We start from the raw sequence: 15490 nt of genomic DNA on the forward strand, positions 1-15490 counted from the left end.
CCCTCACTGGGCCGCCTCGCTCAAAAACTTACACCACCTCCTGGGACATCACCCCCTCACGCGTTCACACACCCCCAAGAGCATGCAAGATCAGCCTCCACCACCGCAGTCCACCCCCGGGGCTGACGCTGAAAAGGCATGATGCTTCAGACAATCCGCCGCATTGCCTCAGAGACCCTGCCCCATGCCTGCCCTCCTGTCCGTTCCTGCTGCAGTCCCCCTGCTTTTGCACCCGCCGATTGCGCCCTGGCTGCAACGCGAGGCCGGTGGCTGCCGGCTCAGCCTGCTGAGCGAGCGCGAGCAGTTCGACAGCGTCTATCTGCGCAGCCAGCCGGACAATGAAGAACAGCTGATCCCCATGCACTACGCCGGCCGCTGCGCCGAGTTGCATCGCTGGGAAGCGTTTTTGCCCTGGGACGGTGGCAATGCGCTGACCCTTTATGCCTTCAAGGTGCTGGCCGATGGCACGCAGTACTGGATGGCCGCCGACGGTGCGCATGAACACCTGCCGCCGGAAGACCGGCACTTTCGCATCCACCCCAGCCAGCAGCCGCCGGCCTGGGTGCGCGATCAAGTTTTCTACCAAATCTTTCCGGATCGCTTTTACCAAGGCCGGCCGGCCGCCGACCGCGCGGGCCAAGCCCTGCCCGGCCAAGCAGGTCGCGTGGTGGTGCAGCCGGAATGGCCGCAGCAGCAGGCCCCGGTGGACGCAGACAACGCCGCCAACAGTTTTTACGGCGGCGATCTGCCCGGCGTCACTGCCAAGTTGGACTATTTGCAAAAAGACTTGGGCATCAGCGCGGTCTACCTGAACCCCATCTTTGCCTCCGGCAGCAATCACAAATACGACAGCGACGATTACACCGAGGTCGACGAGCACCTGGGCGGCAACGCGGCGCTGGAAGAACTCAGCGGCGCCCTGCATCAGCGCGGCATGCGCTTGCTGCTGGACGGCGTGGTCAACCACACCGGCGTCAACCACCGCTGGTTCAAAGAAGCCAAGGCCTCACCGGACTCGCCCTACCGCAGCTTCTACCTCTTCGATGCGCAGGGCTATCACTTCGGCTGGAAGGGTTTTGACTCGTTGCCGGTGCTGAACTTCGCGACCCAAGGCGTGCAAGACGCCGTCTACGCCGCCCCCGACTCGGTGCTGCGCCGCTGGCTGCAAGCGCCCTACAACATCGACGGTTGGCGGCTCGACGTCATCCATATGTTGGGCGAAGGCTCGGGGGCCACGAACAACAGCTTCTATCTCAAGGAGTTCCGCCAAGCCATCAAGGCCGAGAACGCCGAAGCCTATGTGCTGGGCGAGCATTTCTCCGAGGCCACCCGCTGGCTGCAGGGCGAGCAAGAAGACGGCGCGATGAACTATTACGGCTTCGCCCACCCGGTGCGAGCTTGGCTGGCCGGCCAAGACGTGGCCTACCAGCCGATCAAGCTCGCAACCAAAACCTTCAGCGCCTGGCTGGACCGCGCCCAAGCCTGCATTCCTTTTGATAACCAGTTAGCCCAGCTGAACCTGCTGGACAGCCACGACACCACCCGCTTCTTTACGCTGCTGAACGAAGACACGGCCGCGATGAAGCTGGCCGCCACCTTGCTGTTCAGCCGCCCCGGCACGCCCTGCATCTATTACGGTGATGAAATCGGCCTGGCCGGCGGACCCGACCCCGATTGCCGGCGCCCCTTCATCTGGGACCGTGAACAATGGAACCAGCCGCTGTTTGCCCATTACCAAGCCTTGATCCGCCTGCGCCAAAGCCGCGGTGAATGGCGCCACGGCGCGGTGCAAACCCTGTTCGCCGAAGGGGACTGCATCGCCTACGCCCGCCACAGCGATTGGGAGGCCAGCCTCATCCTGGTGAACCGGGGCACGGCACCCGTTTCCTTGCATTTGCCGGTTTGGCAATTGCCGGTGCCGGTCAAACAGTGGCAGGCGGCCTGGGGCCATGAGTTCAGCCTCAGCGACGGCCATCTGCAACTCGACCTGGCCGCCCAAAGCAGCGCGGTCTTGCTCAGCGTCTAGGCGGCCGCGCGCTTCAAGCCGCAGCAAGTTCCTGCGCAAGCGCTCCCAGGATGCGAAAACCTTGCGCGGGTGCCGCGTCCAGCGGGTGCACAGCCGTCAGTCTGTTGCCGCCAACAGCTCAGACCTTCGGTGGTCTGCTGGGGCCTGGCCGTGCCCGATCTCCGGTTATTCCTCGGCCTGGCGCATGAGCAGGCGAAAGATTGGCACGACCGGCGCCATCCCCAGGCCTTTGTGCCTCGGGGATGAACCCACGTGCTTACCAAATCCGAATCCGCTCCGCCGCCGGCTTGAACATCTTGTCGCCCGGCTGGGTGCCAAAGGCCTCGTGGAAACCGTCGTGGTTGATCGGCGTGCCATTGGCGCGGAACTCGGACGGTGAATGCGGGTCGGACAAGAGCTGCTGCAGCACCCACTCATCGCGGGCCTTGCCGCGCCAGACTTGGGCGAAGCCGTAGTAAAAGCGCTGCTCGCCGCTGAAGCCGTCGATCTTGGCGGCCGGCTTGCCCTGCAAAGAGCGGCGATAGGCCTTGTAGGCGATTTGCAGGCCGGACAGATCGGCGATGTTCTCTCCCAGCGTCAAGCGGCCGTTGACCGTCTTGCCGGCAATCGGCGAATAGCCGTTGTACTGCGCCACCAGCTTGTCTGCGATGCCTTCAAACGCCTTGCGGTCAGCCTCGCTCCACCAATTGCGCAAGGCACCGTCACCGTCGTATTGGCTGCCACTGTCGTCAAAGCCGTGGCTGATTTCGTGGCCGATGACGGCACCGATGGCGCCATAGTTCACCGCGTCGTCGGCCGCCATATCAAAGAACGGCGGCTGCAGAATCGCGGCCGGGAAAGTGATGGCATTCAGCGTCGGGCTGTAAGAGGCATTGACCGTTTGCGGCGTCATGCTCCATTCCTTGCGATCCACCGGCTTGCCGACGCGGGCGAGCTGTCGCTGCCAGCGGTAAGCAGCCGCGCGTTCGGCGTTGCCAATGGGGTCGGCACGCAAGACCTTCAACTCGCTGTAGTCACGCCAGACCTCGGGGTAGCCGATCTTGCTGATGAATTTGGAGAGCTTGAGCTGCGCCTCGGCCTTGGTGGCGGGGCTCATCCAGTCCAAACCCTCGATGGATTCGCGGTAGGCCAGCAAAAGGTTGTCGACCAGCGCCTGCATGCGCGCCTTGTGTGCCGGCGAGAAATGCTTGGCCACATAGAGCTGGCCCACGCCCTCGCCCAGCGCCCCGTTCAGCTCGGCAATGCTGCGCTGCCAGCGCGGCATCTCGACCTGGATGCCGGTCAAAGCTTGATCGCGCAGCGCAAAGCGCGCCTCACGGAAGGCTTGCGGCAAGCTCAGGGCCGCGTGGTCCAGCGTGCGCAGCTTGAAGTAGAGCTTCCAATCGGCCAGCGGCAAGTCGGCATACAGCCGCGCTACCGCCGTGGCCGTGCTGGGCTGACCCACATTCAAACGGCCCTGCCCGCCCAGGCCGGCGGACTGCATCAACAAGGCCCAGTCAAAGCCGGGCGCCTTTTCTTGCAGCTCGGCCACGCTCATGGGGTTGTTGCGCTTGGCCGGGTTGCGCAGCAGCACCCGCTCCCAATGGGCGTTAGCGATGGCTGTTTCCACCGCCAAGACGCGGCGAGCCACCTGGGCGGAATCGACCTCGCCACTCAATCGCGCCAAAGTCTCCAAATACTGCTCATAGGCCTTGAGCGCCTTGGCCAAGCGCGCGTCTTCCTTCTTCAGGTAGTAGTCGCGGTCCGGCAGCCCCAAGCCACCTTGGTTGGCCGACACCCGGTTGACGGTGGGCTGCAAAACGTCCGGCGATACATTCAGATTGATAGGCAGCGAAAAGCGCCCCTGCATGCCGCCCTGCCACTGCGCCAGCTCTGCCAGCGTGCGGATCGCCTCAATGCGGGCCAAGGCCGGCTTGATCGGGTCTAAGCCCGCACGGTCGATCGCGACGGTGTCCAAAAAGGCCGAGTAATAGTCGGCCACTTTTTGCTCCACGCTGCCAATCACCGGGCGCTTGTTGTCCGGGCGCGAGGCCAAGTCCTCGACGATGGCGCGCACGCGCTCGTCGGACAAGTCGCGCAGCTGGATGAAGCTGCCGAATCGGGCCTTGTCCGCCGGCAAGTCATAACGCTTCAACCAAGTGCCATTGACGGCGCGAAACAAATCGTCCTGGGCTCGCACGGCGGGGTCGAAGCCGCTGGCGTCCAACCCCGAACGCAAGGGCTGCGATGCTTGCTGCTGCAACTGGGCAGAGGCGCTTGGTGCCTGAGCCTGGGCACTCATCGCCAGACAACAGGCTTGCAGCAAGAGCAGCGTGCGCCGCAATGGGAAAGCACTCGTTTTCGTCATCGTCATGGCCTTCAAGAATGCCCTCGCCCACCTCGGCTCGGCAGCGGGCTTTGGGGAGGGAGAGCGCAAAGGCCTGATTGTCTCTGGACTTAAGCCTCGGCCAAGGCCTGTGCGTATTCAGACTCTGAGGCGAACACCCGAACGCCCAGTTGCTGAAGGCGCTGGCACAAAGCGCCGATATGCTGCGGCTGCAAGTCCACACCAATCGAGGCTTCGAGCTTGCGGCTGTCGCCGCGCACATGCACGCTCCCGTCGGCTTCGGCCACCACCACCGCCCGCTGCAGATTCGGCACCAGGAACAAGGCTCGCGATACCGCGCGAGCCACCGCGACCTGCGCGGCACTCTGATGTTGAAGCTCTGTCAAAACCTCTCTCCTCGATCATCTCGGACGCACGCGCGTTTGCGCTTGTTTGACCTTGCCTGCTCTTCAGAGCTCTTTTCCGGTCGCGTCGCTGCGCTTCTTTTTTGCTCCCTGCTTGGCTTTGTACCCGGCCTATCGGCAGGCCAACAAGCGCGTCAACCCTAGACTGACCTTCAAAGCGCCGCATGTGTGCGAAATTGCAGTCAAACAAACCAAGCAACAAGCGATCGCCGAGAAGCCAGCCGACTCACGCACCCGCGCTATCGCTCAACAACTCGATCAGTCGGCGTCCTGCTCGGCCCAGCGGGCGGTCCACCCTCTGCACCAACCAGGGCGTGAAGCGAAAGCGTGAGCCGCCTTCAAACGGCAACTCGATCAACTCGCCCGAGGCCAGCGCGTCGTCCACCAGATAGCGCGGCATCCAGCCAAAGCCCATGCCCATCAGCAAGGCCTGCCGCTTGGCGACAAAGCCCGACAGGTAAAACACACGCTCACCCCCAAAGCTGTGGTTGAAGCGGTGGCTGTCCAGCGCCTCAGCCCGCTCACCCCGCTCGCCCCGTTCACCCCGCTCGCTGCTGTCTTGCACGCTCAACTCCACATGGGCCTGCAACTCATCCAAAGCCGCCGGCCCTGCGCGCGCGGCAAGCGGATGCTCGGGCGAGACGCACAACACGCACTCAAGCTCGGTCTGCGCTTGAGCCTGCAGTTGGCTGGACGGCGCGTACTGCTTCACCAGCATCAGATCCGCTTGTTCCTTCTCAAAGCGGTACTGCACCCCACCCAAGAATTCAATCTTCAGCTGCACCCGGGTCGGCACGCCCTCTTCGTTCAAGCGCTTCAGGGCGCGCAAGGTATCGGCCAGCGGCAAGATGCCGTCCACCACCACCAAGAGCTTGGCCTCCCAGCCCGACGCCAAATGCTGCGCCAGCGCCTCCACCTGGTGGGCCTGGCGTAAGAGCCGCCGCCCCTCGGCCAAGACGGCTTCGCCCGCGGGCGTCAGGCGCACCCGGTAGGCGCTCCGGTCCACCAGGGGCAGACCCAGCTGGTCCTCCAGTTTCTTGACCTGATAGCTGACGGCGGAGGTGACCTTGTGCAAAGCCTCAGCCGCACGCGCAAAGCTGCCCTGGCGAATGACGGCGTCTAAGGCGGCCAAAGACTCTAGATCCAATTTCATGAACAAAATTATTGATCAACAAAGCCAAAGAATTTTGCTTTTATTGATTGTGAAGCGCGAGAAGAATCCGGCTCATGCGGTGCCAGCCAGTTACGGCATCGTTCACACACAACAGCAACGGAGACCCTGCCATGACCCAGCAAAGCGCCACCAACCCCATCGGCCTGACCGGCATTGAATTCACCGAGTTCTGTGGCCCGACGCTGGAGCAACTGGACGCGCTGTTCTGGAACTTTGGTTTTTCCAAGCTGCGCCGCCACCCCAGCAAGGCCATCAGCTACTACCGCCAAAACGACATTCACTTCCTGCTCAACGGCGAAAGCGAAGGCCACTCGGCCCAGTTCGCCCGCAAACATGGCCCGTCCATCTGCGCCATGGGCTGGCGGGTGGAGAACGCCCAAGCGGCGCTGGCCGCCGCCGTAGCGCGCGGTGCAGTAGCCGTGGATGCGGCCATGAAAGATCACCCCTACCCGGCCGTTTGGGGCATCGGCGAAAGCATCATTTACTTCATCGAGCCCAGCGCCAATGGTGGCTCCATCTATGAGCGCGACTTTGTGGCGCTGGACGCCCCGCTGATCCAAGCGGACAAGGGCTTCTTGACCGTGGATCACCTGACCAACAATGTGCCGCCCGGCGAGCAGGACAAATGGGCCGCCTTTTACAAAGGCATCTTCGGCTTCACGGAAGTGCGCTACTTTGACATCCAAGGCGCCAAGACCGGCCTGACCAGTTTTGCGCTGCGCTCGCCCGACGGTTCTTTCTGCATCCCGATCAACCAGCCCAAGGATGACAAGGACCAGATCGCCGAATACCTGCGCGAGTACAAAGGCCCTGGCGTGCAGCATCTGGCTTTCTTGACGAACGACATCCTCGCCTCGCTGGACCAGTTGCAAGGCAGCGGCATCGAGACGTTGGAGATCGACGACGACTACTACGCCGAGGTGTTTGAGCGCGTGGCCGGTGTGCGCGAAGACAAGCAACGCATCCAAGACCACCAGGTGCTGGTCGATGGCGATGAACAGGGTTATCTGCTGCAGATCTTCACCAAGAACATCATCGGCCCGATCTTCATTGAGATCATCCAGCGCAGCAACAACCTGGGCTTTGGTGAAGGCAATTTCGGCGCGCTCTTCCGCTCGCTAGAAAAAGACCAAGAACGCCGTGGCGTCATCTAACTCAAGATCCTGACGGAGCAAAGACCATCATGTTGACCCAGGGCATTCACCACGTCGCCTACCGCTGCCGCGACGTCAAGGAAACCATCCAGTTCTACAAAGACGCGCTGGAGATGGACCTCTTGCTGGCCATCTCCGAGGACCATGTGCCCTCGACCAAGGAGCCCAACCCCTATATGCACATCTTCCTCGACGCCGGTCGCGGCAATGTGCTGGCCTTTTTCGAGCTGCCGGACTCCCCGCCGCAGGGCCGCGACGAGAACACCCCGGCCTGGGTGCAGCACCTGGCTTTCCAGGTGGAGGATGTGGCCACGCTGGAGCGCACCCGTGCCAAGCTGCTGGGCATGGGCATCGAGGTGGTCGGGCCGACCAATCACGAGATCTTCCAATCCATCTATCTGCACGACCCGAATGGCCACCGCATCGAGTTGGCGGCCAACACGGTCAAGCCGGGTCAACTGGAAAAGCTGCGCGAGCTGGCCCCTGCCATGATCGAGGAATGGAGCCAGACCCGCCGCACCGTGCGGCATGCAGCCTGGCTGCATGAAAAAGAGTTCGCCCAGGCGGGCGAGTCAGCCGCCCACTCCAGCAACTGAAGGACGAAGCCGGCGGTCGCCCTCAGAGCGCCAAAGGCCCCATCACCTCGACCAAGCGAACCCGCTCGGAAGAGCAAGCGGCATCAAAGTCCGCCTCAATCTGCATCAAGGCCTCGGCATCGCCCGCCGCCACGGTGGCGATGCCCATGGCCCGGTTGCGGCCACGCGATTTCGCGGTGTAGAGCGCCATATCGGCCCAGTTGACCGCCTGCTCCCAATGCAGGTCCAGCATGGCCGGCGGCAAGGGGAAATGGGCAAAGCCGATCGACACCGTCACCCGCAGCGGCCCGGTTTCGGTCTGCACCGGCAGATAGGCCACTTCGTCCAGCACGCGCTGCGCCAACTGCAAGAGATGCTCTTGCGACACATCGGGCGCGAAGACCAAAAACTCTTCCCCGCCCCAGCGCACCACCAGATCGACGCTGCGCACCGCATGGCTGATGCGTCGCGCCACTTCGCAGATGACCAAGTCACCGACCCCGTGGCCATACTCGTCGTTGACATGCTTGAAATGGTCAATGTCGACCATCAACAAAGCGCCGCTGAACTGGGCCTTGGGCTGCATCGCCATCACCGCCAAGAGGTGACGCCGATTGGCCAGATCGGTGAGCGGATCTCGCTCGCTTTGCGCACGCAAGAGCAACTCATTCGCCTTCAGCCGCTTTTGGGTGGCGCGCACCCGTTGAACCATCACACCCACCAGCACCAGACTCAGCAAGAGCAACACGGCCACGGCAATGCCGAACTGCTGTGCCAGCTTGCGGTTGAGCAATTGGCTGTCGACCAGGCTGCGCTCGCGCTGCAAAAGATCCAAATCGCGCTGCTTGCGGTCGCTGTCGTACTTGACCTTCAAGAGCTGCAGCGCGTTCTCACGATTGATCGCCGTCAGCTCGGCGTTGAGCTTGCGCTCTTCATGAAACAGGGCCAGCGCTTCCTTGGCCTGCCCTGCTTTGGCCCAAGCCTCGCCCAACTCTTGCAGCTCTTGCACGCGCAAGCCTTGGTCCGGCTGGTCGCGGCGCAGCGCATCTCCGCGCGCCAACTCACGCCGGGCCTCTTCAAACTGGCCCAGCTGAATCAAGGCCAGGGCAATGTTCAAACGAGTGGCGCGCTCGACCCGGACATCCGTGAAGCGCAGCAAATCATCCAAAGCCTGACGCCCCAAGGCCAGCGCCTTGGCTGGCTGCTGCAGGCGCAGATAAGCATCGGCCTGATTGGACCTGAGCTGGGCCGACAAGCGCCCAGCGCCCAGTTCGGCAGCCAGACGCAGCCCCTCCTCCAAGGCCTTGAGCTGGGCGCGGCTGTCCCCTTGGGAGCCCGCCAGATTGGCTTCAAAGTTCTTCAGCTGGGCCAGGGTCAGAGCGTCGCCCTGCGCCTTCTTGAAGGCCTGCGCCAATTGCTCCTGCGCCCGCCCAATCTGCTGCTGGCGGCCTTCCAGCAGGGCCAGCTGCCCCAAGCTCAATGCGGCCAGCAAGGGGTCGGCGCCGCGGTCGGCCAACTCAAAGCTGCGCTGCGCCGTGGCCAGAGCCAAGGGAATCCGGCCTTCTTTCAACTGGCTGCGTCCCAACACCCGCAAGACCGACCACGCCAATCTGAAATTGCAATCGGCGCTCGGGCTTGGCGCGGAACTGCGCGGGCTGGCTGCAACGGTGCAAGCCGCCTCTAAGCCCTGCCACGCTTGTTGCGCCAACTCGGCCGCTTCACCGGTTTGGCCGGCGCGTTCCTTGATTTCGGCCTGCAACAAAAGCAAGGCGTCTTGGCCGCCCAGACCGGCCGCACCCAAGGACTTCGCGCTCGCTGCCGCCGCCTCCAAATCCCCCGCCAAGACCTGCAAGCGCGCCTCGGCCAGACGCAGCTGACGCTCCCGTGCTTCTCGTACTTCTCGTGCTTCGAGGTCGGATGGGCTTGACGTTCGCGCCCGCAACTCTTGCAGGCCCTGCATCGCCTTGTCTGGCTTGTCAAAGCCCTCGCGCAGCAGGCGGCTCAAGTCCGCATCCAGTGCGACATCAAAACCCGACGCCGCCAGGTCCGCCCAAGCCGGCGTACCAGCACTCAGGGCCATGAAGCCCAGAAGGCTCCCACGCACCAACAAACGGGCCGCGTCACGCCGCACCTGTGCCCCTGTCTTGCCCCACTTCATGCCGGAGTCCCCCCACTTCGCACCGGCCCCTGCAGGACCGCGAGCTTCACCATGCCCTCATGCCAAGCCGCTTCAATCCGGCAGGCCACCTGGCTCAAAGCCACTTCATCCTCGGCCACGATGGCCTCGACGCCATAGGCGCGATTGCGGCCATGCGCCTTGGCCAAGTACATCACGATATCGACCAGGTCGATCGCTCGCTCCCAACTCACCGACAAGCCATTGGGTGCTATCGGGAAGCTGGCAAAACCGATCGAGGCCGTCACCTCAATCTGGCCCTGCGCGGCTGCCACCGGCACTTGGCCGATCTGATCCAAGAGACGCTGCGCCAGCACTTCCGCCGTGGCCACCTGGCGACCGTCCACCACGATCAAGAACTCCTCGCCGCCCCAGCGAACCACCAAGTCTTGCTCGCGCACCACGGCGCTCAGGCGTCGGGCCACCTCCACCAGCACCGCATCGCCCGCCGCATGGCCCCACACATCATTGATGCGTTTGAAGTGATCAATGTCGACCAAGAAAAAAGTGCCACTGAGCCGACCTTGGTCCGCCAAGCGTTTGATGGCCGTCTGAAAATGACGCCGGTTGGACAAGCCCGTCAAGGGATCACGTTCGCCTTGGCGGCGCAAATCGGCGTTGCTACTCGCCAAGGCCTGATTGCTGGCCCGGATGCGCTGATAGGCCAAGGCCATCAACACACTCAGCTGCAGCACACAAGCCCCGAGCACCATCCACAGGCGCAACTGCAAATCGCGGGCCCGCAACTGCTCCGCCTTGAGCTTGTTGCTGCGGTCGAGCAAGGTGATCTCCTTGGCCTGCCGCTCATCATCAAACACCGCCTGCAGCTCCAGCACCTTCTTGCGGCTGTCATCACGCATCTGTTCGTCAAACAAGGCACGGTGGCGGTGATAGGCATCGACCGCACCCGCCCACTCGCCGGCACGTTCCAGATAGACACCCAGCTCCAGCCAGTCCTCCGCCACGGCGGCGCGCTGCCCTTGGGCCTCGTCCATGGCGATCGCCTTCATCACCTCTTTACGCCCGGCTTCCACCTGCTTCAGGCCGATCTTTGCCAAACCAATCGAGAGATGGGCCAGCGCCTGGCTGAGCAAATCACCCGACCGCAAGGCCAAGACCAAGCTTTCCTCGGCCCGAAACAGCGCCGCCTGATACTTGCCCTGACTCAAGAGGTAGTCCGCACTATTGCCAAGTGCCAAGGCCAAAATGGCGTCCGACCCGGTCTGGCGCGCAAAGTCCAGGGTCAAGCGCCCGGAGGCCTCCGCCTTCTGGTTCTCGCCCAGCTCAGAGAACACCACCGCACGCACGTTGTGCACCCGGTAAAGCGTGAATGGGTCAGGATCCAGCAGAGCCTGCGTCAAGGCCTCTTGGCCGGCTTGCAAGGCGCGATCCCCTTGCTGCGCCCGCAGGTAGACATAGGCCAGCACCGCCAAGCTGTTGGCGCGGCGCCAGCTGGACTGGCTCTGCTGAGCCAGCCTGAGATTCTCCAGCCCGGCCTTGATCGCCATCTCGACATTGCCGGAATCCGCCAACGCAGCGGCAATCAAGGCATAGCAACGCTGCCGCAAAGGCAGACTGGCCTGGGCCTCTGAGAGCTGCCAAACCAAGTCGAGCGACTTCACCGCCATGTCGTTCTGACCTTCACGCTGCAGCACTTGCGCGCGCAGCAAGGCTGCGGCCAAACGCGCGGCCTCTGCCTGCGGCCCGCGCCCATAAGCCTCCAGATCGGCCAGCAAAGCATCCGTCACCGAGCGAGCACGCAGCTCCGCATTGACATGGCCGCGCAAAGACAGCCACTCCACCCACTCCGCGCTCCCTGGCTTGATTGAAGCGGACAAAGCCAACAAAGCGGCGTCACTCTCCTGGGGTCGGCTGTAGCCGCTGCGCTCAATCGCCGCGAAGCGCTGCCAGATCTGCCCATCAAGCTGGCCAGCTGCAAACCCCGTTTGCGCCGCAGCGACAGCAGCAGCACCCTGGGACGGGGAAGCCTGCACCGCGAGCTTCGCGCCCGCAATCTGGGCCGGCGTGCCGGAGTCGCAGGCACCCAAAGCCCCAGTCAAGACCATCAGGGCGAAAAACCGCCGACTGCCCAGCCGCCACCAGCTGCTTTGAAGCGCGGGCAGCACACCATAAAGGCCGAACTTGCGACCGTCATCCGTGATGGCTGAGACCCGAGCGATGAGCTTCATGAACAAACAGTATCGCCGCATATCCACGGGCTTGGGCACGTCAAAGCCCTGCCCTGTCAGATCGCTGCAAAGGCCCGATAATCGAGCCCCGTGCGCGGCTGAAACACGGCCCGCGTCCCCACTCCTCAGCCGCCAGCGACCGTTGAACCACGGCGCCAAGCAGCCAGCCACGCAGGCTCATCATGAAAAAAACATTCCCGCTGCAAGTTGAAGGCAAGCACCCCGATCGACTGCTGGAAGCCACCAAACACGAGATCCGCAAATACATCAAGCGCGAGCAAAACAAGGCCAAGCCTGCTGGCGTCGATTTCTGGGACTTTGACTGCCGCTTCGGCAGCAGCGCCGCCACCGCGGAGGTGATTGAATTCAGCGCCATCACCGCCCGCATCAATGCCTATGCCGCAGAGAAAGCCGAGTCCTTCTACCTGGAATTGCTGGCCAAACCCGGCGTACGCAAACCCCGCGCTGCAGGTGCAGCCGGCCCCGCCGACGACGGCGCATCGGAAGCCGACCGAATGAGCGATGCTTGACCGATGCATGCGCGCCGGTTAAGCGCCGGTTAAGCGCCGATTGAACGCCGACAGGGTCAGGTCTTGCGTTCTCATCTGGAACCCCAAGGCTGACCCGGCCTGACTTAGCGCCGACGCCCCAGGGCGGACTCATCACCGCCTTGCGCACCTTGCCCTTAGGCCTCGCCCTTGGGTGCGAGCAGCTCACAGGCGTTCATTCAACAAGCGCCAAGACTTCGTCTCCGTGTGCGTCCAGGGCTCCTGTGCTTTTCCAGCCCAGGCGACGGTAGAAGCCGTGGGAGCGCACGGATGGATCTGGCGAACAGCCAAGAAAAAGCCGTGCATGCCCGTATCCCTTGAGGGTTTCGACCAGCAGGGCCAGCAATCGCCGCCCGACGCCTTGGCCCTCATAGGCCGGATGAACAACCAGCACGAGCACTTCTCCGGTGTTGGTATCGCCGAAACCGTATCCGACGACTTGGGCGCCGGAAAGCGCGATGAATCCTCGGGTCTGACCAGTTTTGATGTCCCGTGCCCAAGATTCTGCCGTGATGCCAATCGAGCGCAGAACGTCCGGTGTGATGGCGTTCTCGCGGGTCTGGCCGCGCAGCTCGATGTACTTGGCTGCGAGATCAGGTGGTGCAGTCTTGTATTCGATGGACATTGCGTACACAGGAGCTGAATGCAGGGCCTAACGAATTTGAGCCGCGAGCGGCGGCTGGGCAGGGAAGGCCCAGAATGAAATGGGGGGCTGAAGTGGGTAGCCGTTGCGAGTCGGCTCGAACGACTGGTTCGGCCTCATGCCCTGCGCGAATGACGGGCTACGTACTGCTGCAACACGCCATCCATCCGCGACTGCCAGCCTTCGCCTGTTGACTTAAAGTAGGCCACAACCTCAGGGCTGTATCGGACAGATACAAGCAACTTTTTGTTTTCCGACTTGGGCCTACCGCGCACCGCTTTGAGCGGAACCATAGCTTGCAACTGCTTCGGGGTTAGGGGCTGCGCATCTGGGTCGGCCTTGGCAGCAACCGTGATGGCTTTGTCTTCAGCCACGGTCGGCATGACAACCGCTGGCCGCCTACTAACTTTGGACATAGTGTTTCACCTCGCGTCGATTGGCCTTGCGCAAGCTGATGATCCTGCGGGCATCATCACGATCCACAAACGCCACGTAGTACAGGATTCCCGTATCTGGTGCGAGCGCGATCATGCGCAACTCACCATATTCGTACCGATCATCAACCCACACCAGAGCTTCGTCCCAGTCGAGCGCCGATGCCATAGCAAGTGACAGGCCGTGCTTCTCTTGATTGGACGCATCTTTGGCTGGGTCGAATTCAATCCGCACGCTTAATTGTAGCTACAACAATTAATCGGCACAACCAACCGGGGAAGCTGAATTTGGTGAGGCCGAACGTGAAAGATCACCGGGCGGCGAAGCCGTCCGCTGGAGCGAAAGGTTAAACCGCAGACTGGCGGGTACCTTCTTCATGAGTTTTCACTCGGGTGCGTGGGATCTTTGGATAAAGCAGTCTTTCCCCGAGTTCGAAGATGCTTGGCTGCGCGAGCGAACCCTGCAATCGCGCATAGAAAGAAGACGAAGAAAGCCAATCCGAAGAGAACGTTCGCAGCGCCCCTGCCTGCGGAAGAGAGTTCAAGCAAACTCGGAGCCAAGATGGAACTCGCCGCGAGAAGCCAGGCTAGGTTTGCAACCAGCCGAAGAGCGCTCCGTTTCCGCTTTGCGTCGACCGGCTCGTTGTTGTGATCGGTACTCATCGTCGGTTTGCTAAAGGCCCGGACTCTGCGGTTTAACGCCGAAGCTCTGCGGACGGCGAAGCCGTCCGCAGGAGCGACCAGTTAAACCTCAACATGCCGCACCTCGATGTTCTTCTCAGCCAGAGCACTTTCGATGGCAGCGGTTAGCAGCGCTGGCACGGCAACGTCAGGGCCTCGGCGAAATAGCTTCTTCACTGATTGGTGCGGCCTCGCAAATACGGACCATGCAATGGGTTTTCCAATATACCCCTCACCTTCCCCCGCCATGCTTGAGCAACCAATCGTCACCTCAAGTTCGCCTTCGATGTATTCAATTAACCAGCCCCAATCTTCACCCAGCGGGTAACTGGTTATTACTCCTCGCTGGGCGAGCGTCCGGGATAGCCAGTGAGCAAGCTCGTACCCATATACCCCAGGGTTGCCTTGCGACTCCTCCGGTAAGTAGGGGAGAAACTCGGACGATGAGAATTCAATTCGCCACATCTTGAGATTTAACGTTTGAGCTGAGCGGCCGGAACCGGCTGGCCGCGCGAAGCGAAAATGTTCTGGCGAGCGTAGCGCGGCCAGCCGGTGTAGGTCCACTCGAGCGAATGGTTAGCGAAGCAATCGGCCCGCCCGCGCCGCAAATCGTTCCGAAGAAACTCCTGGCGTGCCGCGAGGCATCGTGGCACGGTGGAACGTAGCGCCGGGGAAGACCGAAGTAGCAATGGTGCATATTGCCCGTCGGTTAGCGTGGTCATGGGCTGCGTCATCGACATTGGTGAACCGTCTTGCGGGTTGTTGGCTCGCATGGCGGTATCCCGTTTGAGAGAGTGATCAAGACGACGTACCCGATCCGGCGCCACGTTCCAACTTCGATGATGGAGGACGCCATGGCGCAACGCAACCGGGTCTTTGCCAAGTCGGGCTTGACCCTCACCCACCCCAACGCCGCCGGCATCGACATCGGCAGCGCCTCGCACTTCTGCGCGGTGCCGCCCGATCGTGATGACGAGCCGGTGCGCGAGTTCAAAAGCTTCACCGCCGACCTGGAGCGTCTGGCCGACTGGCTCGATGCCTGCGGCGTCGACACCGTGGCCATGGAGTCGACCGGTGTGTACTGGATTGCGCTGTTCGAGTTGCTGGAGCGCCGGGGCTTCACCGTGCTGCTGGTCAATGCCCGCCACGTCAAGAACGTC

At 62.4% G+C, this 15490-nt stretch carries 14 protein-coding genes; 5 read left to right on the forward strand and 9 right to left on the reverse strand.

Features of this window, described 5'->3' with window-relative positions; genetic code table 11:
• Positions 1–184: 184 nt before the first annotated feature.
• Entirely contained in the window at positions 185–2026 is a 1842-nt protein-coding gene (malZ, locus tag ACOVRJ_RS16445; RefSeq protein ID WP_422044916.1) for a maltodextrin glucosidase, read from the forward strand.
• Between the two features lie 256 nt (positions 2027–2282).
• On the opposite strand, the gene ACOVRJ_RS16450 is transcribed toward malZ, so the two are convergent.
• The 3 genes from ACOVRJ_RS16450 to ACOVRJ_RS16460 form a co-directional block, all read right to left on the reverse strand.
• Complete coding sequence (locus ACOVRJ_RS16450) at positions 2283–4373, reverse strand: M13 family metallopeptidase (protein ID WP_422044917.1); 2091 nt, start codon at positions 4371–4373, stop codon at positions 2283–2285.
• 89 nt (positions 4374–4462) lie between these two features.
• Entirely contained in the window at positions 4463–4738 is a 276-nt protein-coding gene (locus ACOVRJ_RS16455; RefSeq protein WP_422044918.1) for a hypothetical protein, read from the reverse strand.
• Between the two features lie 244 nt (positions 4739–4982).
• Positions 4983–5909, reverse strand: coding sequence for a LysR family transcriptional regulator (locus ACOVRJ_RS16460; RefSeq protein WP_422044919.1), 927 nt, complete (start codon positions 5907–5909; stop codon positions 4983–4985).
• 131 nt (positions 5910–6040) lie between these two features.
• Here ACOVRJ_RS16460 and hppD point away from each other — a divergent pair, with 131 nt between their 5' ends.
• Together hppD and ACOVRJ_RS16470 are read left to right on the forward strand one after the other, a co-directional pair.
• Complete coding sequence (gene hppD / locus ACOVRJ_RS16465; RefSeq protein ID WP_422044920.1) at positions 6041–7084, forward strand: 4-hydroxyphenylpyruvate dioxygenase; 1044 nt, start codon at positions 6041–6043, stop codon at positions 7082–7084.
• Between the two features lie 29 nt (positions 7085–7113).
• A complete protein-coding gene (locus ACOVRJ_RS16470; RefSeq protein ID WP_422044921.1) occupies positions 7114–7680 on the forward strand; it encodes a VOC family protein in 567 nt (188 codons plus the stop codon).
• A gap of 22 nt (positions 7681–7702) precedes the next feature.
• Here ACOVRJ_RS16470 and ACOVRJ_RS16475 read toward each other — a convergent pair whose 3' ends face one another.
• A complete protein-coding gene (locus tag ACOVRJ_RS16475; RefSeq protein WP_422044922.1) occupies positions 7703–9817 on the reverse strand; it encodes a diguanylate cyclase in 2115 nt (704 codons plus the stop codon).
• The gene (locus ACOVRJ_RS16480; RefSeq protein ID WP_422044923.1) at positions 9814–12024 is read right to left on the reverse strand and encodes a diguanylate cyclase; all 2211 of its coding nucleotides are present in this window, start codon (positions 12022–12024) and stop codon (positions 9814–9816) included. The genes ACOVRJ_RS16475 and ACOVRJ_RS16480 overlap by 4 nt, the downstream gene beginning before the upstream one ends.
• 182 nt (positions 12025–12206) lie before the next feature.
• Here ACOVRJ_RS16480 and ACOVRJ_RS16485 point away from each other — a divergent pair, with 182 nt between their 5' ends.
• Positions 12207–12554: a DUF6172 family protein gene (locus ACOVRJ_RS16485; RefSeq protein WP_422044924.1), complete on the forward strand. Its 348-nt coding sequence runs from the start codon at positions 12207–12209 to the stop codon at positions 12552–12554.
• A 193-nt stretch (positions 12555–12747) separates the two neighbouring features.
• Here ACOVRJ_RS16485 and ACOVRJ_RS16490 read toward each other — a convergent pair whose 3' ends face one another.
• From ACOVRJ_RS16490 to ACOVRJ_RS16505, 4 genes are all read right to left on the reverse strand, one after another.
• A complete protein-coding gene (locus ACOVRJ_RS16490) occupies positions 12748–13197 on the reverse strand; it encodes a GNAT family N-acetyltransferase (RefSeq protein WP_422044925.1) in 450 nt (149 codons plus the stop codon).
• A 134-nt stretch (positions 13198–13331) separates the two neighbouring features.
• Positions 13332–13631, reverse strand: a complete 300-nt coding sequence (locus ACOVRJ_RS16495) for a BrnA antitoxin family protein (protein WP_422044926.1) — start codon at positions 13629–13631, stop codon at positions 13332–13334.
• The gene (locus tag ACOVRJ_RS16500) at positions 13618–13884 is read right to left on the reverse strand and encodes a BrnT family toxin (protein ID WP_422044927.1); all 267 of its coding nucleotides are present in this window, start codon (positions 13882–13884) and stop codon (positions 13618–13620) included. Before ACOVRJ_RS16500 ends, ACOVRJ_RS16495 begins: the two co-directional genes overlap by 14 nt.
• Positions 13885–14393: 509 nt before the next feature.
• The gene (locus ACOVRJ_RS16505) at positions 14394–14795 is read right to left on the reverse strand and encodes a hypothetical protein (protein ID WP_422044928.1); all 402 of its coding nucleotides are present in this window, start codon (positions 14793–14795) and stop codon (positions 14394–14396) included.
• Positions 14796–15184: 389 nt separating this feature from the next.
• Between ACOVRJ_RS16505 and ACOVRJ_RS16510 the strand changes: the two genes are divergently transcribed.
• Positions 15185–15490: IS110 family transposase (locus ACOVRJ_RS16510; RefSeq protein ID WP_422044929.1), on the forward strand; the 306-nt coding region annotated here is incomplete at its 3' end.

The organism is Roseateles sp. (assembly GCF_049240545.1).
GTDB lineage: Bacteria > Pseudomonadota > Gammaproteobacteria > Burkholderiales > Burkholderiaceae_C > Paucibacter_A.